General features: G+C 59.1%; 19 protein-coding genes. 8 read left to right on the top strand and 11 right to left on the bottom strand.

Going from position 1 to position 21,465, the window contains the following annotated elements; translation table 11 throughout:
* Positions 1-27 precede the first annotated feature (27 nt).
* Positions 28-2,010, bottom strand: coding sequence for an acyltransferase family protein (locus G0Q00_RS13420; RefSeq protein ID WP_163040120.1), 1,983 nt, complete (start codon positions 2,008-2,010; stop codon positions 28-30).
* A 110-nt stretch (positions 2,011-2,120) separates the two neighbouring features.
* The gene (gene secA / locus G0Q00_RS13415) at positions 2,121-4,793 is read right to left on the bottom strand and encodes a preprotein translocase subunit SecA (RefSeq protein WP_163040118.1); all 2,673 of its coding nucleotides are present in this window, start codon (positions 4,791-4,793) and stop codon (positions 2,121-2,123) included.
* A gap of 178 nt (positions 4,794-4,971) precedes the next feature.
* Between secA and G0Q00_RS13410 the strand changes: the two genes are divergently transcribed.
* The 3 genes from G0Q00_RS13410 to mutT are packed head-to-tail and all read left to right on the top strand — an operon-like array spanning position 4,972 to position 7,551.
* Positions 4,972-5,838, top strand: coding sequence for a peptidylprolyl isomerase (locus G0Q00_RS13410; RefSeq protein ID WP_163040116.1), 867 nt, complete (start codon positions 4,972-4,974; stop codon positions 5,836-5,838).
* A gap of 16 nt (positions 5,839-5,854) precedes the next feature.
* Positions 5,855-7,156, top strand: coding sequence for a bifunctional glutamate N-acetyltransferase/amino-acid acetyltransferase ArgJ (gene argJ, locus G0Q00_RS13405; RefSeq protein ID WP_163040114.1), 1,302 nt, complete (start codon positions 5,855-5,857; stop codon positions 7,154-7,156).
* Complete coding sequence (gene mutT, locus G0Q00_RS13400) at positions 7,153-7,551, top strand: 8-oxo-dGTP diphosphatase MutT (protein WP_163040112.1); 399 nt, start codon at positions 7,153-7,155, stop codon at positions 7,549-7,551. Before argJ ends, mutT begins: the two co-directional genes overlap by 4 nt.
* A 77-nt stretch (positions 7,552-7,628) precedes the next feature.
* Here the strand turns inward: mutT and infB are convergent, their stop codons facing one another.
* The 5 genes from infB to pip form a co-directional block, all read right to left on the bottom strand.
* Positions 7,629-10,124, bottom strand: a complete 2,496-nt coding sequence (gene infB, locus G0Q00_RS13395) for a translation initiation factor IF-2 (protein WP_163040110.1) — start codon at positions 10,122-10,124, stop codon at positions 7,629-7,631.
* Entirely contained in the window at positions 10,121-10,762 is a 642-nt protein-coding gene (locus tag G0Q00_RS13390) for an RNA-binding protein (protein ID WP_163040108.1), read from the bottom strand. Before G0Q00_RS13390 ends, infB begins: the two co-directional genes overlap by 4 nt.
* Before the next feature lie 23 nt (positions 10,763-10,785).
* Positions 10,786-12,411 (bottom strand): transcription termination factor NusA, encoded by a 1,626-nt coding sequence (gene nusA / locus G0Q00_RS13385; protein ID WP_163040106.1) that lies wholly within the window; start codon positions 12,409-12,411, stop codon positions 10,786-10,788.
* A gap of 2 nt (positions 12,412-12,413) precedes the next feature.
* The gene (gene rimP / locus G0Q00_RS13380) at positions 12,414-12,998 is read right to left on the bottom strand and encodes a ribosome maturation factor RimP (RefSeq protein WP_163040104.1); all 585 of its coding nucleotides are present in this window, start codon (positions 12,996-12,998) and stop codon (positions 12,414-12,416) included.
* 207 nt (positions 12,999-13,205) lie between these two features.
* The gene (gene pip / locus G0Q00_RS13375; protein WP_163040102.1) at positions 13,206-14,195 is read right to left on the bottom strand and encodes a prolyl aminopeptidase; all 990 of its coding nucleotides are present in this window, start codon (positions 14,193-14,195) and stop codon (positions 13,206-13,208) included.
* 53 nt (positions 14,196-14,248) lie between these two features.
* On the opposite strand from pip, the gene ubiG reads away from it, so the two are divergent.
* Positions 14,249-14,998 carry a bifunctional 2-polyprenyl-6-hydroxyphenol methylase/3-demethylubiquinol 3-O-methyltransferase UbiG gene (gene ubiG / locus G0Q00_RS13370; protein WP_163040100.1) on the top strand — a complete coding sequence of 250 codons (750 nt, stop codon included), beginning with the start codon at positions 14,249-14,251 and terminating at the stop codon, positions 14,996-14,998.
* A gap of 132 nt (positions 14,999-15,130) precedes the next feature.
* On the opposite strand, the gene G0Q00_RS13365 is transcribed toward ubiG, so the two are convergent.
* Genes G0Q00_RS13365 through G0Q00_RS13350 form a run of 4 tightly spaced genes read right to left on the bottom strand, consistent with a single transcriptional unit; the run spans position 15,131 to position 17,416 of the window.
* A complete protein-coding gene (locus tag G0Q00_RS13365) occupies positions 15,131-15,577 on the bottom strand; it encodes a MarR family winged helix-turn-helix transcriptional regulator (protein ID WP_163040098.1) in 447 nt (148 codons plus the stop codon).
* Complete coding sequence (locus G0Q00_RS13360) at positions 15,577-16,395, bottom strand: carbon-nitrogen hydrolase family protein (RefSeq protein WP_163040096.1); 819 nt, start codon at positions 16,393-16,395, stop codon at positions 15,577-15,579. Before G0Q00_RS13360 ends, G0Q00_RS13365 begins: the two co-directional genes overlap by 1 nt.
* Positions 16,396-16,398: 3 nt before the next feature.
* Complete coding sequence (gene grxC / locus G0Q00_RS13355) at positions 16,399-16,656, bottom strand: glutaredoxin 3 (RefSeq protein ID WP_163040094.1); 258 nt, start codon at positions 16,654-16,656, stop codon at positions 16,399-16,401.
* 43 nt (positions 16,657-16,699) lie between these two features.
* Positions 16,700-17,416, bottom strand: a complete 717-nt coding sequence (locus G0Q00_RS13350; RefSeq protein WP_163040092.1) for a ComF family protein — start codon at positions 17,414-17,416, stop codon at positions 16,700-16,702.
* A 30-nt stretch (positions 17,417-17,446) separates the two neighbouring features.
* Here G0Q00_RS13350 and G0Q00_RS13345 point away from each other — a divergent pair, with 30 nt between their 5' ends.
* From G0Q00_RS13345 to hslU, 4 genes are all read left to right on the top strand, one after another.
* Complete coding sequence (locus tag G0Q00_RS13345) at positions 17,447-18,277, top strand: SAM-dependent methyltransferase (protein WP_163040090.1); 831 nt, start codon at positions 17,447-17,449, stop codon at positions 18,275-18,277.
* A gap of 51 nt (positions 18,278-18,328) precedes the next feature.
* Positions 18,329-19,363 carry a ferrochelatase gene (gene hemH, locus G0Q00_RS13340; RefSeq protein WP_163040088.1) on the top strand — a complete coding sequence of 345 codons (1,035 nt, stop codon included), beginning with the start codon at positions 18,329-18,331 and terminating at the stop codon, positions 19,361-19,363.
* Between the two features lie 99 nt (positions 19,364-19,462).
* Positions 19,463-20,020: an ATP-dependent protease subunit HslV gene (gene hslV / locus G0Q00_RS13335; protein WP_163040086.1), complete on the top strand. Its 558-nt coding sequence runs from the start codon at positions 19,463-19,465 to the stop codon at positions 20,018-20,020.
* Positions 20,017-21,324 (top strand): ATP-dependent protease ATPase subunit HslU, encoded by a 1,308-nt coding sequence (hslU, locus tag G0Q00_RS13330; RefSeq protein ID WP_163040084.1) that lies wholly within the window; start codon positions 20,017-20,019, stop codon positions 21,322-21,324. The genes hslV and hslU overlap by 4 nt, the downstream gene beginning before the upstream one ends.
* The last annotated feature ends 141 nt before the right edge of the window (positions 21,325-21,465 follow it).

Raw genomic sequence — 21,465 nt, 5'->3', positions numbered from 1 at the left:
GTGGCTGATCTGACAATGCCTTGCAGGTTATCTTGGGGGAAGCGACGCGACCGCCTCAACGATGTCCGGCGCGATCAGGGCGGCCCCTGCCGGGCTGGGATGATCACCGTCCAGATACAGGATATTGGTAGTATCTGCATTTACACAGCGGGTTGTCGCGACATCGCAAAACCCCGCATGAATCGGCGCAATCATGACATTCTGTGACTGCTCCTGAACCGCTTCAAACGCAGCGATCACAGCCTCGGTTCGTGCGACATAGACGCTATAATCTGTAGACAAAGATTGATCGTCGTTTCCCGCGAAGTGCATGCGTTTCGCGATCAATTCGGGCACGCTCCACCCAGCCTCGGGGATCGGTTCGACCAACACCAGATTGAAGCGCTGTGCCAGACCTTCCAATTTAGATCGAAGCAGATCGAACTGTCCGGTGTGAGGTGTTGCGCCCAGATCACGTACATCCATGCGCGTTCCATGCTCCACCCCACCTTCACCATTATCAAAGCGCGTACCATGCAGATAGGCCGGGAACCGTGCAGCCAGTACCAGCGTATCAATCCCAACCTCATCCGCGTAAGCCAGAATTGCGTCCACGAACTCGGCGCATTCATGGGCGGAAGACTTATGTATGTGCTCCATGTTGGGCAGCGGGATGCAGCCGCCATAGGACCCGACATAGACATTCCGCCCGCTTGCGTTCAGGGCCGCGACCACTTGTTGCCAGACAGCCGCCACATGGCTGTCCCCCAATAAAAGAACTTCGCCTGATGCGTCAGGAACTGTGTGATAACAGGCCTGTTTCGGTACGAATTTTGACCGGTTCTCATCAAAATGGCAGGTTCTGTCGATCCGATCTGTATGCATCGACAGAATTGCGCGCGCTTCGGGTGAAAAGCGGTCTGGAAAGCCGCTGTTCACATGCCCCCACGCGCCAAACCCAGCAATCAGAACCAGTCCAGCAATACTGGTTGCAAAGATAGAAGATCGGGATTTCACCCATGTGTTTGGTCCTGCACGAAACGGCTGTTCGACATAGCGCCAGCTGAAGGCGGCAAGGATCAGGGATACCACCGCCAGACCCAGCATCAGGGCAAGGTTGGGTTCGGTCAGGCTGCGAATGCGGGCGAAGGCGAACAGAGGCTGGTGCCACAGATAGGCGCTGTAGCTGATCAGCCCGATCCCTACGATGGGCTTTGTGGACAGAAGGGCTGCAACCCAGGTTCCCTGCTGCCCGAACAGGATGATCAAGAGCACGCCAACCACGGGCAGCAAGGTATAGAGGCTGGGGAACGGGGTCGTGTTGTCAAACAGAAAGACCGCAACCCCGATCGCCAAAAGGCCCAGCGCGGCGGCGGCGTCATTTCCGGGCAGAGCGCGACGGTGTAGTGCGAAGGCGCCGAAAGAGCCGGCCAACAGCTCCCACACGCGGCCGGGGGCGAGGAAGAAATTGGCGGCAGGGTGGGTGCGCCAGCCCCATTCCGTAAGGCCAAGGCTGATCACCGCGATCAGGGCCAGGATCCAGATCACCGCGCGCCTGCCCAGTTTCCACAAAGTAAACAGCAAGACGGGGAAGATCACATAAAACTGCTCTTCGATGGCCAAGCTCCAAGTATGGAGGAGTGGTTTCATCTCCACGCCTTCCTCGAAATACCCGCTTTCCATCCAGAACAGGAAGTTCGAGGAAAACAGGCTGACCGCCACAAGGCTTTGCGCATAATCGCGCAATTGTGTGGGCAGCATCCACAGGATCGCGAAGGGAATGGTGCAGGCCACAACAAAGAACAGCGCGGGCAGGATGCGGCGCGCGCGACGTTCATAGAACTTCAGAAGGCTGAAGCGCCCACGCACGATGTCTTCGATCAGGATCGAGGTGATCAGGTAGCCGCTGATAACAAAAAAGACGTCGACGCCAACAAAGCCACCTTCAAACAGGCCAATGCCCGCATGGAACAAAATGACCGGTAAAACGGCAACCGCTCGCAAGCCATCAATCTCTGGCCGATAAATCATTAATCAACAAAGTCCTGTCAAATACCGCTTAACGACAGGTCATCTATCGGCGGTCCTGCAAAAAATTGTTGTTATGTGGTGCGGTCGCGCCGCCCTGCGACGCGACAGAATTAGGCCAGTCGGCCGTGGCAGTGCTTGAACTTTTTGCCTGATCCACAGGGGCAGGGGTCGTTGCGCGACGGGTTGCCCCAAGTGGCCTGATCGCTCTCGTCAAAGCCTTCCACAGCGTTTTCAGCCATCTCGGCAGCCTGCGCCGCTGCCGCCTGCTGTTGAAGCATCTGCTGCATCATGGCCTGCTGTTCATCTTCCGTCATTGGGCGGATCTGAGACAGTTTCTTGGTCACGTCAGACCGCAGACCGTCCAGAAGACTTTCGAACAGCTGGAAGGCTTCGTTCTTGTATTCGTTCAGCGGATCGCGCTGTGCATAGCCACGGAACCCAACAACCGAGCGCAGGTGATCCAGCGTCAGAAGGTGCTCGCGCCATTTCGAATCGATCGTCTGCAAGATCAGCTGCTTTTCGATCGTGCGCATGGTCTCGGGGCCGAAATCAGCCGCCTTTTTCGCCATGAACGCGTCCGAGGCATCATACAGACGCTCGCGGATCGAGTCGTCATCGACGCCTTCTTCGGCGGCCCAATCAACGACGGGCTCTTCAAAGCCCAGATGCTCGATCACGTCGGCCTGCAAGCCTTGGGTGTCCCACTGATCGGCATAGGATTTCGGCGGCATGTATTGATCAACCAGATCGTCGATTACCTGATGACGCATATCGCCTGCGATTTCGGACAGGTCCTCGGCTTCCATGATTTCCAGACGCTGACCAAAGATCGCTTTACGCTGATCGTTCATCACATCGTCGAATTTCAGAAGCTGTTTACGAATGTCAAAGTTGCGACCTTCGACCTTGGCTTGCGCACGCTCCAGCGACTTGTTCACCCACGGGTGCACAATGGCTTCGCCTTCCTGCATGCCGAGGGTCGACAGAACTTTTTCCAAGCGCTCGGACCCGAAGATGCGCATCAGGTCATCATCCAGCGACAGGAAGAAGGCCGAGCGGCCCGGGTCACCCTGACGGCCCGAACGGCCGCGCAGCTGGTTATCGATCCGGCGGCTTTCGTGGCGTTCGGTGGCCAGAACGAACAGGCCGCCTGCGTCTTTCACCGCTTGTTCATCCGCCTCATGGGCGTCTTCGATCTGAGCGCGCAGTGCTTCGTGATCCCCATCCGGGTTGGCGGCGATCGCTTCCATGATCTTGAATTCAACGTTGCCGCCCAGCTTAATATCGGTCCCGCGACCCGCCATGTTGGTGGCGATGGTCACCGCGCCCAGCTTGCCGGCATCGGCCACGATTTGCGCCTCGCGCTCGTGCTGGCGGGCGTTCAGAACGTCATGCTTGATCTTGGCATCGGTCAACAGTTGCGACAGCTGTTCCGATTTCTCGATCGAGGTTGTGCCGACCAGAACCGGCTGACCCTTTTCGTTTGCCTCGTGGATTTCCTTGACGATGGCGTCGAATTTCTCGCGCTCGGTGCGGTAGACGGCATCATGGTCATCGATACGGGCAATCGGGCGGTTGGTGGGGACTTCGACCACACCAAGGCCATAGATCTCGGCGAATTCCTCGGCTTCGGTCAAGGCCGTACCGGTCATGCCACCCAGCGTGCCATAGAGGCGGAAATAGTTCTGGAACGTGACCGAGGCCAGCGTGACGTTTTCCGGCTGGGTTTTGCAGCCTTCCTTGGCTTCGATGGCCTGGTGCAGACCTTCCGACAGACGGCGACCCGCCATCATACGGCCGGTGAACTCGTCGATCAGAACCACTTCGCCATCGCGGACGATATAGTCCTTGTCGCGGGTGAACAGCTTGTGCGCGCGCAGGCCCTGATTCACGTGGTGCACGATGGTTGTGCTTTCAGGATCATAGAGCGACTGGCCCTCGGGCAGCAGGCCACGGGCGTGCAGCAGCTCTTCCAAGAACTCGTTGCCTTCTTCGGTGAAGGTTGCACCGCGGGCTTTCTCGTCGATGGTGTAGTGCTCTTCGGTCAGCTCGGGGATCAGCGCGTCGACGGTGACATAAAGTTCCGAGCGGTCCTCGGACGGGCCCGAAATGATCAGCGGGGTCCGCGCTTCGTCGATCAGGATCGAGTCGACCTCGTCCACAACCGCGAAGTTATGGCCGCGCTGGGACATATCCTTCAGCTCGGACTTCATGTTGTCACGCAGATAGTCAAAGCCCAGCTCGTTGTTGGTGGCGTAGGTGACGTCGCAAGCATAAGCCTCGCGCTTTTCGTCTTCCGCCTGATGCGGATAGACAACGCCGGTCTTCATACCCAAAGCGCCGTAAACCTTGCCCATCCATTCCGCGTCACGCTTGGCCAGATAGTCGTTCACGGTGACGATGTGCACACCTTTGCCCGACAGTGCGTTCAGATAGGCCGGGAAGGTTGCCACAAGGGTTTTCCCCTCGCCGGTCTTCATTTCGGCAATGTTGCCCTGGTGCAAGAAGATCCCGCCCATCAACTGCGTGTCAAAAGCCCGCAGTCCCAGCGCACGCTTGGCAGCTTCGCGACAGTTGGCGAAGGCCTCGGGCAGGATCGCGTCCAGCTTTTCGCCGTCCGCCACACGTTGCTTCAATTCTTCGGTCTTGGCGACGATGCCGTCATCCGTCAGGGCGGCGAATTCGTCCTCGAGCGCGTTGATCTTTTCGACAATGGGTCGCGTGGCCTTGATCTTGCGATCATTCGGTGTGCCAAAGACTTTACGCGCGATTTTTCCAAGCATATTTTTGTGCCTCAATGCGGTTTAACGCTGGTTTGACCAGAGGAAACTTGCCCGTCCCGATCCAGCCACCTATCTAAGTGCTCAAGAACCCACGCTCTTAAGCCCTTAGCGATGTAAGCGTCGGGTGGAAAACTGTCAATGTTGCCGGGGAATCCGGCCTGTTTTGAAGGATATTTTCATGATTTATCGCCACGCGGCCGCCTTTGGCTTCGCCCTCTCGCTGACTTTGGGTGCGCCCGCCTTTGCCCAAGACGACGCAGCACCCGCAGTCGAGGTTCAGGCCGACACCGTTCTGGCGACCGTAAACGGCGAAAATATCACCGTGGCGCACGTGATCGCCTCCCGTCAGACCTTGGCACAGCAGTATCAACAGCTGCCTGATGACGTGCTATTTTCAGGTCTGGTCGAGCAGCTGATCCAACAAACCGTTCTGGGGCAGGCTGCGGACGAAATCAGCCGCCGGAACGAAATCATTCTGGAAAATACCCGTCGTGAAATGGCCGCAGCCCAGCACGTCGACGCGATCGTGACCGATGCCGTGACCGAGGACGCCCTGCAGAAGGCCTATGATGCACAGTATGCGGATGCAGAGCCGACGAAAGAGTTCAGTGCCGCGCATATTCTGGTGGCCACCGAAGACGAAGCGAAAGAGCTGATCACCAAGCTGGACGGTGGTGCAGATTTTGCCGAGCTGGCGAAAGAGTTCTCGACCGGCCCGTCGGGCCCCGGTGGCGGTGATCTGGGCTGGTTCGGTCCCGGCATGATGGTGAAGCCGTTCGAAGACGCGGTATTCGCGCTTGAAACCGGCGCAGTGTCCGCCCCCGTTCAGACCCAGTTCGGCTGGCACGTGGTCAAACTTAACGAGACCCGCATGGTTGGCGCACCGGAACTGGACGAAGTCCGCGCCGAACTGGCCGCCCAGATCGAGGCCGACGCCGTTGATGTGGCTCTTCAGGCACTGCTGGACGGTGCAACAATCGAACGCACAGCGCTGGAAGGGATCGACCCCGCTGTCTCGCGTGATATGACACTGTTGGACAACTGATCTTTAGGGGACAAAGATGGGCAAGACGGCGAAAATCAAAAAGCTGAAAAAGAAGGTTTCCAAGCTGAAGGCCAAGCTGGCCGCGGCGCAGGACCACACGCACGAGGTTTCGCCGCTTGCGCCCGCAAGCTTTCCCGACCTGCCGGTGATTGCCGGGGCCAAGTTCTCGGCGGTTAAGGCGGGTGTAAAATACAAAGATCGGCTGGATGTGATGCTGGCCGAACTTCAGCCGGGGACCACTGTGGCTGGCGTGTTCACAAAATCCGCCACGCGATCTGCGCCGGTTCTGGACTGTCAGGCCAAGCTGGGCGGCGCGTCCGATAGGGGTGCGGCCTTCTTGGTAAACGCCGGCAACTCGAACGCGTTCACTGGCGCCACCGGGGACGGGTCGGTTGCGGCCATCACCTCGGCCGTTGCAGGGGCTTTGGATGTACCGCAAGAGCGCGTCTTCACCGCCTCGACGGGCGTGATTGGCGAGCCGCTGCCCCATACCCGCATCACCGCCAAAATTGACGAGCTGAAGGGGCTTCTGACCCCCGATGCGATGCAGGACGCGGCGCATGCCATCCGCACCACCGACACCTTCCCCAAAGGCGCCAAGGCCGAGGTGAAGATCGGCGACCGGATCGTGCATATCGCAGGGATCGCCAAGGGTTCGGGCATGATTGCGCCGGATATGGCGACAATGCTGGTGTTCATCTTCACCGACGCGAAAATCGCGCAGGGCGACCTGCAGGCGATGCTGTCGGACCTGAACGAAGACAGCTTCAACGCGATCACCGTGGACAGCGACACATCGACCTCGGACACGCTGCTGCTGGCGGCGACGGGGGCGTCGGGGGTCGAGGTCGATCAGGACAACGCCGCCTTCCGCACCGCGTTGAACGAGGTGATGCTGGATCTGGCCCATCAGGTTGTCCGCGACGGCGAAGGCGCCACGAAATTTGTCGAGGTCCGTGTGACTGGCGCAAAATCGAATGCAGACGCCAAGGTGCACGCGCTCGCCATCGCCAACTCGCCCTTGGTGAAAACCGCTGTGGCTGGCGAGGATCCCAACTGGGGCCGCGTGGTCATGGCCATCGGCAAGTCCGGCGCCTATGCCGACCGCGATCTGCTGACGATCCGCTTTGGGGATATTCTGGTGGCGGAAAAAGGCTGGGTCTCGCCCGCCTATCGCGAGGAAGATGGCGCGGATTACATGAAGCAAGACGACCTGCTGATCGACGTCGATCTGGGTGTGGGCGAGGGCACGGCCACCGTTTGGACCTGCGACCTGACCCACGCGTACATCCAGATCAACGCGGACTATCGCTCGTGAAGACAATTCTGGTTTCTGCCGTCGCCCTGATCGACCCGGACGGGCGGATCCTGCTGGCGCAACGCCCGGAAGGAAAGTCCATGGCGGGCCTGTGGGAGTTTCCGGGCGGCAAGGTCGAGCAAGGTGAAACGCCCGAGGCCGCCTTGGTCCGCGAATTGCATGAAGAGCTGGGGATCGAGACATGGAACTCCTGCCTCGCGCCTTTGTCCTTCGCCAGCCACAGCTATGATGACTTTCACCTGCTGATGCCGCTATTCGCCTGTCGCAAGTGGAACGGCACGCCAACACCGCAAGAAGGCCAAGTGCTAAAATGGGCGCGGGTGAACCAGCTACGTGACTTCCCGATGCCGCCCGCCGACATCCCGCTGATCCCGGTTCTGCGCGAACTACTGTAGGCAACTGACCCACGGCAAAACATGAAAAAGGGGACGGAAAACCGTCCCCTTTTCTTATTCATCAATCGGCGGTGCGATTAGTCCAGCGTACGCTCGACTTCTTCGCGTTCGAAGATCTCGATCACGTCATTCGGACGGATGTCGTCATAGTTTTCAAACGCCATACCGCATTCCTGACCGGACAGAACCTCTTTCACTTCGTCTTTGAAGCGCTTCAGGGTCTTCAGCGTGCCTTCGTGGATCACCACGTTGTCGCGCAGCAGGCGCACGCCCGCCGAACGGCGGGCCACACCTTCGGTGACCAGACAGCCGGCAACCTTGCCAACGCCCGACACTTTGAAGACTTCGCGGATTTCTGCATAGCCGATGAAGTTCTCGCGAACTTCTGCCGACAGCAGGCCCGAGGCCGCCGCTTTCACGTCGTCCACAAGGTCATAGATGACCGAGTAGTAGCGGATCTCGACACCCTTCTGGTTGGCCGAGTTACGGGCCGAGGCGTTCGCACGGACGTTGAAGCCGATAACCGGTGCGCCCGAGGCTTCCGCCAGACCCACATCGGTTTCGGTGATCGCGCCAACACCATAGTGCAGCACGCGCACGCGGACCTCTTCGTTGCCAATCTTTTCCATCGCCTGAACGATGGCTTCGGCAGAACCCTGTACGTCGGCTTTGACCAGGATAGGCAGCTCGGCCACATCCTTGTCGGCTTTCGCTTTGGCCATCATCTGTTCCAGCGTGGTCGCAGCACCGGCAGCGGCACGTTTGTCCTTGGCGGCTTGTTCACGATACTCGGCAATCTCACGTGCCTGAGCTTCGGTATCCACCACGTTCAGAACGTCACCAGCTTCGGGCGTACCGTTCAGACCCAGAACCTCGACCGGAACCGAGGGGCCTGCTTCTTTCACGCGATCGCCATGATCGTTGACCAGCGCACGGACCTTACCCCACTGCTCGCCCACGACGAAGATATCGCCCTGTTTCAGCGTCCCGTTCTGAACCAGAACGGTGGCAACCGGACCACGGCCCACATCAAGCTGGGCTTCGATCACAGCACCGGAAGCGGCGCGGGTCGGGTTGGCTTTCAGTTCCAGAATTTCCGACTGCAGCGCGATGGCTTCCAGCAGTTCATCCAGACCGGCGCCGGTGATGGCGGACACTTCAACGTCCTGCACGTCACCCGACATCTTCTCGACGATCACTTCATGCTGAAGCAGCTCGGCGCGAACCTGATCGGGGTTTGCGGTCGGCTTGTCGCATTTGTTGATCGCAACGATCATCGGAACCCCAGCCGCTTTGGCGTGGTTGATGGCTTCGATGGTCTGCGGCATGACGCTGTCGTCAGCAGCCACAACCAGAACAACGATGTCTGTCACCTGCGCACCACGGGCACGCATCGAGGTAAACGCCGCGTGGCCGGGCGTATCCAGGAAGCTCAGCGTAGTACCGCTGTCGGTTTTCACCTGATAGGCGCCGATGTGCTGGGTGATGCCGCCAGCTTCGCCAGCGGTTACTTTCGCATCGCGGATCGCATCCAGAAGCGAGGTTTTACCGTGGTCAACGTGGCCCATGATCGTGATGATCGGGGCACGATCTTCCAGGTCTTCCTCTTTGTCTTCTACGCTATCGATCACGTCTTCAACGTCAGCATCCGAAACGCGGACGATCTTGTGGCCGAATTCTTCGATGATCAGTTCCGCGGTGTCAGCGTCGATGGCTTGGTTCTGCGTCACCATCATGCCCATTTTCATGAGCGACTTCACAACGTCAGCAACACGTTCGGCCATACGGTTGGCCAGTTCCGAAACAACAATGGCTTCGGGAACCTGAACGTCGCGGATAATCTTTTCCCGCTCGACATTCTCACCCATGGCTTTCTGGCGTGCACGTTCTTGCTTACGGCGCATCGACGCAACCGAGCGCTGGCGACCATCGCCACCACGCATTGCTTGGTTCACGGTCAGCTTGCCCGAACGGCGACCATCATCGCGGCCCTTGCCACGGTTTTGGCGGTCGTTCGCGCCACCGCGATCGTCTTTCTTGCGCGGAGCAGAAGACGTCTTTCCGGGGCCACGCTGTTCAGCTGCCTGCGCCGCTGCCGGATCCGCTGCCGGGGCAGCAGGGGCCGCTTTCGCACGGGTCTTGGCTTCTTCAGCTTCGCGCTTTTTGCGGGCCTCTTCTTCGGCCTTGGCTTTCAGCGCTTCTTCACGCTCGCGCTCGGCGCGTTCCTTGGCTTCGGCTTCTTCGCGACGACGCTTACGGTCTTCTTCACGTGCCTTTTCTTCGGCAGCACGCTTTTCGGCTTCCTCGGCTTCGCGAGCCTTGGCAGCCTTGAGCGCCTTCATGCGGCGTTCCATTTCGGCATCCGAAATCCCGGCGGGACGCTTGCGCGGATCCCCACCAGCGGGCGACTTGCCCGAACCACCAGCTGCCGCACCCGGCTTGGGCACGACAACGCGCTTGCGTTTCGTTTCGACCACGACGTTCTTGGTGCGCCCGTGGCTGAAGCTCTGCTTCACCTGGCCGGGGCGGCTTCCGCGCAGGCCGAGGGTCTTTTTGCCGTCATTATCGCTCATCTGGTCTTCGTACCTTTCCGGCGAGCCTTCCCGCCGTCGTTGTCTTGCACAACACGCATCGCTGTCAGTTTCTGGGCTTCCTCTACAACACGAGAGGCCAAACCGCCAGACGCAAGCGCGCCATGTATCACATTTTCACGTCCAAACGCCAAACCCAGCTCGTCGCCGGTCAGACATTCAATAAACCGCCCCTCTTCGCGGGGCGGTCTGAGTTTCGATTTACCGCGCTCGGACCCATCCGAAGCTTGGATCAAAACCTTGGCCTGATCTTTCATCAGCCAGTCTTTAACTTTCTCATACCCGGCGACCGCCTGACCCGCTTTGCGCGCCATTGCGATCAGATGCGTCACCCGATCTACATAGCTACGCTCAAGCAGATCGAGCAGCCCGTCTGGCACGGTGACCGGCTTACGCGCAGCGCGCGAAAACAGGCCTTTCTTGATCGCCGTGGCAATCGCCGCACGGTTCGCAGCGACATAGATCCCACGACCCGGCAGCTTGCCCAACAGATCGGGCACCACCATGTCATCCGGCCCCACCACAAAGCGGATCAACCCGGCCTTTGGCCGCGTTTCCCCGGTTGCGATGCAGCGCCGTTCGGGCTCTTCCGGCCGCTTATTATGTCCACCGCGCGTCATGCGTTGCCCTCTGAGACCTGAAATCAGGCCTCAGCTCCTTCTTCAGCAGCTTCCGCTTCTTCTTCGCCTTCAGCAGCTTCCGCTTCCAGTTCTTCAGGATCGACCCAGCCCAAAAGGATACGGGCCGTCATGACCATGTCCTGAGCTTCTTCCAGCGAGATGCCGAACTTCTCAAGCGAACCGTCATCCTTGATGCGTTCGCCGTCCACGGTGGTCCAGCCACCAGCCAGTTCCCAGTCGGCGCAGGTTGCGAAGTCTTCCAGCGATTTCACACCATCTTCGGCCAAGGCTTCGACCATCTGAGCGGTCAGACCTTCGAACGCGATCAGGCTGTCTTCGACACCCATAGCACGGGCGTTTTCCAGCGCCTTGGCGGCCTGAGCTTCCAGATATTCGCGGGCGCGGGTCTGCAGTTCGTTGGCGGTGCCTTCGTCAACACCGTCGATGACCAGCAGTTCGTCCACCTCGACATAGGCGACTTCTTCCAGATTGGTGAAGCCTTCCGAGACCAATAGCTGGGCAAAGAACTCGTCCAGATCAAGGGTCTCCATGAACAAAGCGGTGCGCACAGCGAATTCTTTCTGGCGACGTTCGCTTTCTTCAGCTTCGGTCATGATGTCGATATCAAGGTTCGTCAGCTGGCTTGCCAGACGCACGTTCTGACCGCGGCGACCAATGGCCAGCGACAGCTGTTCATCGGGCACAACCACTTCGATCTTGCCGGCTTCTTCGTCCAGAACAACCTTGGACACTTCAGCGGGCTGAAGCGCGTTCACCAGGAAAGTCGGCTGATCTTCGTTCCACGGAATGATGTCGATCTTTTCGCCCTGAAGCTCGTTCACGACGGCTTGCACGCGCGAACCACGCATACCAACACAGGCACCAACCGGATCGATCGAACCGTCATACGAGATCACGGCAATCTTCGCGCGCGATCCGGGATCACGGGCCACGGCTTTGATCTCGATGATGTTGTCATAGATCTCGGGCACTTCCATCTTGAACAGCTCGGCCATGAATTCCGGCGCGGTGCGCGACAGGAAGATCTGCGGGCCGCGGGCTTCGCGGCGCACATCTTTGATGTAGCAGCGGATACGGTCGTTCGGGCGATAGCTTTCGCGGCCGATCTTCTCATTACGGCGCAGGATGGCTTCGCCAGCACCCACGTCCACGATGACGTTGCCGTATTCTTCGCGCTTGACCTGACCGTTGATGATGGTGCCGGCACGATCCTTGAACTCTTCGTACTGACGATCACGTTCAGCTTCGCGCACCTTCTGCAGGATCACCTGCTTGGCGGACTGAGCAGCAATACGGCCCATTTCAACCGGCGGAACTTCTTCGCTGTACACGTCACCCACTTCGGGGTTTTCCATGTACTGCTTGGCCTGTTCGACGGTGAACTCGGCCTGATAGTTTTCCAGCTCTTCATCGGCGACGACGGTGCGCACGCGAGTGAAAGTGGCGCGGCCGGTCTTGCGGTCGATGGACACGCGAATGTCCATTTCCGCGCCGTAACGCGACTTGGCTGCACGCGCCAGGCTTTCTTCCATCGCTTCGATGACCAGCGCGGGGTCGATCATCTTTTCGCGGGCGACGGCCTCGGCGGTTTGCAGAAGCTCAAGCTGGTTAGCAGAGGTAATTGCCATTCTCAGTCCTCCTCGGAACCGGTGATTTCTTGAATTTCGTCAAATTGGGCTTCGTCGATCTGGCCCGCGTTTTTGCGCTGACGCAGCGCCTCGCGGATCAGGTCGTCGGTCAGAACCAGCTTGGCATCCGCCAGCCAGTCAAAGTCGAGGCCAATGATGACCTCTTCGCCCTGGTTCTCGATCTCGATCAGAACCTCGTTTCCTTCTACGCCTGCAAGGTTTCCCTTGAAGCGTTTGCGCCCGTCGATCAGTTCAGACGTCTCGATCTTGGCGACATAACCCGACCACGCGTCGAAATCTTTCAGACGGGTAAGCGGACGGTCGATGCCGGGCGAGCCGACCTCAAGCGCATAGTTTTCTTCAATCGGATCTTCCACATCCAAGATCGCGCTCAGCGCGGTCGAGATCTGGGCACAATCATCAACTTCGATCCCGCCATCAGGACGCTCGGCCATGATCTGCAACGTGGGCGTATTGCCGCCCATCAGGCGCAGGCGCACCAATTCGAACCCCATGTCTTCGATCACAGGGCTGACGATCTCGGCCAGACGACGGTCAATCGCGGATTTTGCAACAAGGTTGCTCACACGTATCTCCAAAACAAAAAAACGGGCCAGCGGGCCCGTCGGATTTATCCGGTGGAGCTTCGGGGGTGGAGGCCGAAGCGCCGCTGTTGAAAAGGGATATAGGGGAAAGCTGGTGAGTCTGCAAGCCTTACGCGTTTGGCACCCTTGCGACGGGGAAAACAGTCGTGATTTTGCCTTAAGAGCGCGTGGCTTGTTGCCGGTTAGAAATCAAAGAGACAGCGCCTCGCGCGTGGTCGACAGCTTCTCCATCGTCGTCACCAGCTCGTCCGCGATACCGCGTTCCGACAGGGCGTGCCCAGCCAGATGGATCATCCGCAGATCAGACGTGGGCCAGCGGCGGTGCAGTTCCCATGACATTTTCGGGGGACAGATCATATCGTGACGGCCCTGTACGATGGTGCCGGGAATATGCGCGATGCGTTCCATGTCACGCAGGATCTTGCCGTCTTCATCCAGAAAGGCGCCGTGACGGAAATAGTGGTTCTCCAACCGGGCAAACGCGCGGGCATATTCCGCCGGGCTGTCGATCGTCACGCCGATATTATGGATCGAAGCCAGCGCGTTTTCCCATCCCGTCCATGCGCGAGCAAAGCGGGCTTCTTCCGCGTAGTTTCCGGAAAACAGGCGACGATGGTAGGCCGAGATCATATCATGACGCTCGGCCTCGGGGATCAGGTGCTCAAAGCGGTCCCACAGCTCGGGCCAGAACCGCCCAGCGCCGCCGCCGTAAAACCACTCAAGCTCGGATTTGGTGGCAAGGAAGACACCGCGCAACACCAGATGCGCCACGCGGGACGGGTGCGCCTGCGCGTAAATCAGGGACAGCGTTGCCCCCCAGCTTCCGCCAAACACGATCCAGCGCTCAATGCCCAGCTTGGTGCGGATCTGCTCAATATCGCGCACCAGATGCCATGTGGTATTGTGATCAATACTGGCGTGAGGACGCGAGCGTCCACAGCCGCGCTGGTCAAACAGGATGATGTGATAGAGCCGCGGGTTAAAGAACCGCCGCATCGCAGGCGAAGACCCGCCCCCCGGGCCGCCATGCAAAACCACCACGGGAATTCCGTCGGGATTGCCGGATTGTTCCACATAGATCTTGTGGCCGTCGCCGACATCCAGCATATGCCGATCGAACGGGTCGATCGGAGGATACAACCTTGCGGCTGCGCTGTTTTTTCCTGCGGCCTTATCCATGAGACCTCTATATAATGCCCATGACGCGCCCGCCATCAGAAAGAAGGTATCCGATGACTGCCGATAACCAGACCACCGTCGACCCCGCCGAAGTCGCCAAATTCGAGGCGATGGCCGCCGAATGGTGGGACCCCACGGGCAAGTTCAAACCGCTTCACATGATGAACCCGGTGCGTCTGGATTATATCACAAACCAGATCGCTGCCGAGTTTGGCCGGGATCTGAACGATGTCGAGCCGTTCAAAGGCCTGCGCCTGTTGGACATCGGCTGTGGTGGGGGGCTGCTGTCCGAACCGATGGCCCGTCTTGGCGCCACGGTGATTGGCGCGGATGCGGCGGCGGGCAACATTCCGGTCGCGCAAGTCCATGCCGAGCAGATGGGATTGGATATTGATTACCGCAATTGCACCGCCGAAAGCCTTGCCGACGCGGGCGAGCAGTTCGACGTGGTTCTGAACATGGAAGTGGTCGAGCATGTCGCCGACCCGCTGGCCTATCTAACCGCCTGTCAGCAACTGTTGAAGCCGGGCGGATTGATGGTGGCGTCCACCATGAACCGCAATCCGAAAAGTTATATGGTCGCCATCATCGGCGCCGAGCACATCATGCGCTGGCTGCCCAAGGGGACCCATGAGTGGTCGAAATTCATCACGCCTGATGAACTATCCGACCTGATCGCCGCTTCTGGTCTGAACGTGGTGGATCGCATGGGTATGGTCTTCAACCCGCTGGGCTGGAGCTGGTCGCTGTCCTCCCAAGACCTGTCGGTGAACTACGCCATGACCTCGATTAAGCCGCAATAGGCTCTATTCCGGCGGTTTATAGGCAGAAACCGTGGATTTGGCCCAATCCAGACAGGCACAAAGCGGTCGGCGTGGGTACCCAGCGTGTATTGCCCGTCTGCATCAACAGGTCGGTGGTGAATTCATGCGCCTTCATTCAACGTCACTTAGGATCTGGCGCATCTCTCGCAAGACCGGCAGCACGTTGCGCACGTTCTCGGCCCCGATCTGCTTCACCATGTTCGAGATGATCGGCGTGATCGCCGCCAAAGCCGCATCTCGCGCAGCCCTGCCAGAGGGCGAGATCGTAACAAACTTGCGCCGGGCATCATCCCAGTCAGGGCGAATATGCACGTGCCCAGCCCATTCCAATTTGTTCAGCGTATTCGTCATCGCACCACGCGTGACATGAAACGACTTGGCCAATTGCGCGGGGCTTTTTTCTTCCCCCACGCGGGCCAAGTGATTCAACACCGAAAAATGGCTTAGCTCCATACCCTTCGGCAGCGCTTTCGACAGGCGGTTGCGCGCCAGCTGGTCGGCCATGAACATCTCGCTGAACAGGGCGACAGACAGAGTTTCGGCAGAGCTTTCGGACATCAGGGGCCTTTGAATTCTCGATCATGCGTCAGGGATGGAACGCGTTGGCGCGACCTTCCCACGTCTGCAAGGTCAAGATCAACCATTGTGATGCCCGGTGCGACACCAGCGTCGGCCAAAACCTCGCCCCAGGGCGAAACAACCAAAGAATGTCCGTATGTCGCGCGCTTCGGGGTGTTCTGCCCGCACATCGCCGGGGCCAAAATAAACACGCCGTTTTCAATCGCGCGGGCGCGCAGCAGGCTTTCCCAATGGGCCGCCCCCGTGACCGGAGAAAACGCGGCAGGAACCGTGATGATCTGCGCACCGGCCTTGGCCAGCACGCGATAGAGATGCGGAAAGCGCATGTCATAACAGATGGTCATGCCAATTTGGCAGAACTCGGTCTGGGCAACGGTGGCGCGGTCGCCGGGACGATAGCCTGCGCTTTCGCGATAGCTTTCCGTGTCCGAGATCTGCACATCAAACATGTGGATCTTATCATAGCGCGCGACGATATCCCCAAGCGGAGAAATCATGAATGACCGATTGGCAAAGCGCCCGTCCGGGTCGTCGGTCTTCAGCGCAAGCGAGCCAATCAACAGCCAGATTCCCAACTCGTGCGCCTCGTATCGCAAGGCGGCGAGCGTGGGGTCATCTTGTTCGTGGTGCAGAACGTCTTGCTGATGGCGGCGGCTGGTCGAAATGATGTTCGACACTTCGGGGGTCAGGACAAACTCGGCCCCGTCCTGTGCAGCCTGCCGGATCATGTCGCGCAATGGCCCAAGGTTCGCGGCCGGATCATCCCCGGCCGTAAACTGGATCAGCGCGACGCGCATTGCTCAGCCCGCCAGCAGCGGATCAAGTTTCCCGCTGCGTTCAAGGTCATACAGGTCATCGCACCCACCCACGTGGATGTCGCCAACAAAGATCTGCGGCACGGTGTGGCGGCCATTGGCGCGCGACATCATCTCTTGCTTGCGCTCTGGCTTCATCAGCACGTTAATCTCGTCAAACGCGACGTTCTTGCTGTTCAAAAGGCGCTTGGCTGCATGGCAAAACCCGCAGAGCGGCGAGGAATAGATGGTGACAGACTGCATCAGAGGCTCCGTACGAGGTATCTGTGGATAGGTTTACAGCCAGTTAGGCATCGCGGGCAACGCGTGCAAGGGATAGCACCTTCACAGATGCGGCACCGGCACGAATTGCCGCATGCGCCGCCGCATGAAATGTCGCACCCGAGGTCATGACGTCGTCCAAGAGCAATACATCCCTGCCCATCAGCTGCGCGCCATATTTGGGGTGAGGAAGGATGGCATGGTGCATATTAGCAAAGCGATCTTCGACGCTCATCCCGTCATGCATGGCAGTGCGGCGCGGGCGGATCAGCGCTTGCGGTGCGTGCTCCAACCCGGTTTCACGAGATAAGGCCCGCGACAGCTCGGCCGCTTGGTTATAGCGCCGCTTCAAGCGCCGGGTCCAATGGATGGGGATGGGGACGATCAGCAGGTCATCGTGCAGGATATCCGCCGCCGCGCGTGCCAGCCACGGGGCGAAACTGCGGGCAAGCTCGGGCCGGTCGCCATGTTTCAGGGCAAGGATCATCCGGCGCGCATTGCCGCGATAGAGCAGGGCAGAGCGCCCCTGTGTCCACGGACGCTGCCGCGTCATGCAGGCGTCGCAATGCACGATGCTGTCCTCATCTTCACCGGGCAGGGGTTCGCCACACAGATCGCAGGACAATCCACTGATAAACGGCGTATCCCGCCAGCATTCCGGGCACAGCGCAAAGTCCGTATCGGTCGGTGCATCGCAGCTGACGCATTGCGGCGGATAGATCAGATGCAGCGCTGATTGCATTTTCGCCCTTTCCAACTATGGTCCGCCGCCATGAGACTGCCTGACGACACACCGCCCAAGCTGACCAACCGCGCCCAACTGGCGCAAAACCGCCGCCGCGCAACGGCGGACGGCATGTTCTTGCAGGAACTGGCCGCGGATGAGGTGAAGGATCGCCTGACAGAGGTTAACAGAACGTTTACCAAGCCTGCGATTGTCACCGGTTTCCCGGATGTGTGGGCCGAAAGCTTCCCAGATGCGGTGATTGTCCCCGATGACGACATCCTGTCGCTGGAGCCGGGCGCGCATGATCTGGTGATCCACGGGTTGTCGCTGCATTGGGCCAATGACCCGGTGGGGCAGATCATCCAATCCCGCCGCGCGCTGATCAATGACGGGCTGTTCATGGGGGTGATGTTTGGTGGGCAAACCCTGTCCGAACTCCGCGCTATTTTGTCCGAGGTCGAAGTCGCCCGCACCGGCGGCCTGTCCCCGCGCGTCGTCCCGATGGGCGAGATCCGCGACCTCGGCGCGCTACTTCAACGCGCGGGCCTTGCGCTGCCTGTCGCGGACAGCGCTGTGCGGCAGGTGACATACGCTGACGCTTACGCCCTCATGTGCGATCTGAAAGCGATGGGCGAGCGAAATGCGCTGGAACAGAGACTAAACTTGCCTCTGAGCCGCGCCTTCTTTGATGACGTCAAAACTCGCTATGCCCAGCACTTCCCCGCAGATGACGCCCGCATCACCGCCAGCTTCGAAATGATTTTTCTGACCGGCTGGGCGCCCGACGAAAGTCAGCAAAAACCGCTGCGCCCCGGCTCTGCTGCCGCCCGCCTGGCGGATGCCTTGGGCACGGACGAGAACAAATTGTCCGATTGACCTGAAATATATTCTGTTTAAGTGATCTGAGACGCGAACAAGGACGTAGCCATGATTATGCAAAAGCCCACGGATCATCCCAAACTCCCTACCCGTAAAGTCGGTGTTCTGTTCGCCAATCTTGGCACGCCCGATGGGTATGACTATTGGCCGATGCGCCGATATCTGAATGAATTCCTGTCGGACAAGCGCGTCATCGACTATCCCGCATGGAAATGGCAGCCGATCCTTCAGACCATCATTCTGACCAAACGCCCGAAATCCTCGGGCGAGGCGTATAGGTCGATCTGGAATGAAGAGCTGGGTGAAAGTCCGTTGATGACCATCACAAAGGCGCAAGTGGGCAAGCTTCGCGCCGCATTGGAAGCAAAATACGGCGCTGAGGTCATGGTTGATTTCTGCATGCGCTATGGCAATCCGTCGACCAAGTCGAAGGTTCAAGAAATGGTGGCGGCGGGCTGCGACCGCATCCTGTTTTTCCCACTTTATCCGCAATATGCGGGCGCTACGATGGGCACCGCGAACGACCAGTTCTTCCGCGCCTTAATGGACGAAGCCTGGCAACCCGCATCCCGCACGATCGAGCCCTATTTCGATGATCCCGCCTATGTCGACGCTTTGGCGCAGTCGGTGGAAAAGGGCTATACCGCGATGGACAAGAAACCCGATCTGCTGGTCGTGTCCTATCACGGGATGCCGGAACGCTATCTGCAGCAGGGCGATCCCTATCACTGCCAATGCCAGAAAAGCACTCGTCTGCTGAAAGAGCGTCTGGGCTGGGATGAAAGCGAAATCACCACGACCTTCCAGTCGGTCTTTGGCCCGGAAGAATGGCTGAAACCCTACACGGTCGAGGAAGTCGCGCGTCTGGCCAAAAGCGGCAAAAAAAACATCGCGGTCATCGCGCCTGCGTTCTCGGCCGATTGCATCGAGACGCTGGAAGAAATTCAGGAAGAAATCCAAGAGGCCTTTATCGAGGCTGGTGGCGAAAGCTTCACCTATATTCCCTGCCTGAATGACGACGACGCCCATATCGACGCGCTGATCGGCGTGGCCGAACGCAATCTGGGCGGCTGGCTAGGCTAATCAGCCGTAAATCCGCAAGAACATCTACTTCGCGCAGGCCCAAGCTTGTGCGCCGTGTCGCCCGTGTCCATATAGGATGAAACCGAATTTGGAGGCGACATGGCAGAGAACGAATTTCCCGGCTGGCATGGCACGACGATTATTGGCGTGCGCAAAGGTGGCAAGGTTGTGATTGCAGGCGACGGGCAGGTCAGCTTGGGTCAAACCGTGATCAAGGGCACCGCGCGAAAAGTGCGCAGGCTGTCCCCCGGCGGGTTTGATGTCGTGGCTGGATTTGCCGGATCGACCGCGGATGCGTTTACGCTGCTGGAACGTCTAGAAACCAAGCTGGAAGCCACACCCGGCCAACTGGCCCGTGCCTCGGTCGAGCTGGCAAAGGACTGGCGCACCGACAAATATCTGCAAAAGCTGGAAGCGATGCTGATCGTCACCGACGGCAAGGATCTGTTCGTGATCACTGGCGCGGGCGACGTGCTGGAACCGGAACATGATGTGGCCGCCATCGGGTCGGGCGGAAACTTCGCGTTGGCCGCCGCACGCGGCTTGATGGAGGGCGACTTAGACGCCGAAACCATCGCCCGCAAAGCCATGGCGATTGCTGCCGATATTTGTGTCTATACCAACGGAAACCTGACGGTTGAGGAGATCAGCCAATGACCGATCTGACCCCGCGCGAGATTGTCTCGGAACTTGACCGTTTCATCATCGGCCAGAACGACGCCAAACGCGCCGTCGCCGTGGCGCTGCGCAATCGCTGGCGCCGCAAACAGCTGGCGGATGACCTGCGCGATGAAGTCTATCCGAAAAACATCCTGATGATCGGACCCACTGGCGTGGGAAAAACCGAAATCAGCCGCCGCTTGGCAAAACTCGCCCGCGCGCCGTTTCTGAAGGTTGAAGCCACCAAATTCACCGAAGTCGGCTATGTGGGCCGTGACGTTGAACAGATCGTGCGCGATCTGGTAGACGCCGCCATCATCCAAACCCGCGAGCATATGCGCGAAGACGTGAAGGCCCGCGCCGAAGAAGCCGCCGAAGATCGCGTGATCGAGGCCATCGCCGGCACCGACGCCCGCGACGCCACCCGCGAGATGTTCCGCAAGAAACTGCGCACCGGAGAGCTGGACGACCACGAGATCGAGCTGGAGGTTGCCGATACCTCGAATCCGATACCGATGATGGATATTCCAGGACAGCCGGGGCAGGGCATGGGAATGCTGAACTTGGGCGACATGTTTGGCAAAGCATTCGGACAGCGCACCGTGACGAAAAAACTGACCGTGCGTGACAGCTATGAGGTGCTGATTTCCGACGAAGCCGACAAGCTTTTGGATGACGAAACAGTCACTAAATCAGCGCTAGAAGCGGTCGAGCAGAACGGAATCGTCTTTCTGGACGAGATCGACAAGGTCTGCGCGCGCACCGAAAACCGGGGCGGCGATGTCAGCCGCGAGGGCGTTCAGCGTGACCTGCTGCCGTTGATCGAAGGCACGACCGTTTCGACTAAGCACGGAGCAGTGAAAACGGACCACATTCTGTTCATCGCCTCGGGCGCATTCCACGTGGCAAAGCCCTCGGATCTGCTGCCGGAACTTCAGGGTCGCCTGCCGATCCGCGTTGAATTGCGCGCGCTGACGGAAGAGGATTTCGTCCGCATCCTGACCGAAACCGACAACGCGCTGACCCGCCAATACACGGCCTTGATGGGGACCGAGGATGTGACGGTTAGCTTCACCGATAACGGCATCGCGGCCTTGGCCAAGATCGCTGCCGAGGTGAACCAAAGCGTGGAAAATATCGGTGCGCGGCGGCTTTACACCGTGCTGGAACGTGTGTTCGAAGAACTCAGCTTCTCGGCCCCGGATCGTGGTGGCGAAGAGGTTGTCGTGGACCAAGCGTTCGTCGACAAACATCTGGGCGCGCTGATGACCTCGACCGACGTCAGCCGCTACGTGCTTTAATCTAGGCAGGGGCAGTCCCGTCGGCTATCCAATAGGTGTGTCCGAGGAGACTGCCCCGTGCGATTTTTAGTTTTATCAGTTGTTTTAGTCCTTTCAGCCTGTGCCCCGCGCGGCACCATCACTTATTTTCCCGGCGCCGGA

Source organism: Aliiroseovarius sp. PrR006, assembly GCF_010500215.1.
Taxonomy (GTDB): Bacteria; Pseudomonadota; Alphaproteobacteria; order Rhodobacterales; family Rhodobacteraceae; genus Aliiroseovarius.
Note: the sequence above shows the minus strand (reverse complement) of the source record. Positions and strands in the feature narration are given on the sequence as shown.

Coding starts and splice junctions, on each gene's coding strand:
- infB (WP_163040110.1), bottom strand. CDS start 10,124: ATGAGCGATAATGACGGCAAAAAGACCCTCGGCCTGCGCGGAAGCCGC.
- G0Q00_RS13420 (WP_163040120.1), bottom strand. CDS start 2,010: ATGATTTATCGGCCAGAGATTGATGGCTTGCGAGCGGTTGCCGTTTTA.
- hslU (WP_163040084.1), top strand. CDS start 20,017: ATGACCGATCTGACCCCGCGCGAGATTGTCTCGGAACTTGACCGTTTC.
- G0Q00_RS13390 (WP_163040108.1), bottom strand. CDS start 10,762: ATGACGCGCGGTGGACATAATAAGCGGCCGGAAGAGCCCGAACGGCGC.
- grxC (WP_163040094.1), bottom strand. CDS start 16,656: ATGCAGTCTGTCACCATCTATTCCTCGCCGCTCTGCGGGTTTTGCCAT.
- pip (WP_163040102.1), bottom strand. CDS start 14,195: ATGGATAAGGCCGCAGGAAAAAACAGCGCAGCCGCAAGGTTGTATCCT.
- ubiG (WP_163040100.1), top strand. CDS start 14,249: ATGACTGCCGATAACCAGACCACCGTCGACCCCGCCGAAGTCGCCAAA.
- G0Q00_RS13360 (WP_163040096.1), bottom strand. CDS start 16,395: ATGCGCGTCGCGCTGATCCAGTTTACGGCCGGGGATGATCCGGCCGCG.
- G0Q00_RS13350 (WP_163040092.1), bottom strand. CDS start 17,416: ATGCAATCAGCGCTGCATCTGATCTATCCGCCGCAATGCGTCAGCTGC.
- G0Q00_RS13365 (WP_163040098.1), bottom strand. CDS start 15,577: ATGTCCGAAAGCTCTGCCGAAACTCTGTCTGTCGCCCTGTTCAGCGAG.
- G0Q00_RS13345 (WP_163040090.1), top strand. CDS start 17,447: ATGAGACTGCCTGACGACACACCGCCCAAGCTGACCAACCGCGCCCAA.
- argJ (WP_163040114.1), top strand. CDS start 5,855: ATGGGCAAGACGGCGAAAATCAAAAAGCTGAAAAAGAAGGTTTCCAAG.
- hemH (WP_163040088.1), top strand. CDS start 18,329: ATGATTATGCAAAAGCCCACGGATCATCCCAAACTCCCTACCCGTAAA.
- G0Q00_RS13410 (WP_163040116.1), top strand. CDS start 4,972: ATGATTTATCGCCACGCGGCCGCCTTTGGCTTCGCCCTCTCGCTGACT.
- nusA (WP_163040106.1), bottom strand. CDS start 12,411: ATGGCAATTACCTCTGCTAACCAGCTTGAGCTTCTGCAAACCGCCGAG.
- secA (WP_163040118.1), bottom strand. CDS start 4,793: ATGCTTGGAAAAATCGCGCGTAAAGTCTTTGGCACACCGAATGATCGC.
- hslV (WP_163040086.1), top strand. CDS start 19,463: ATGGCAGAGAACGAATTTCCCGGCTGGCATGGCACGACGATTATTGGC.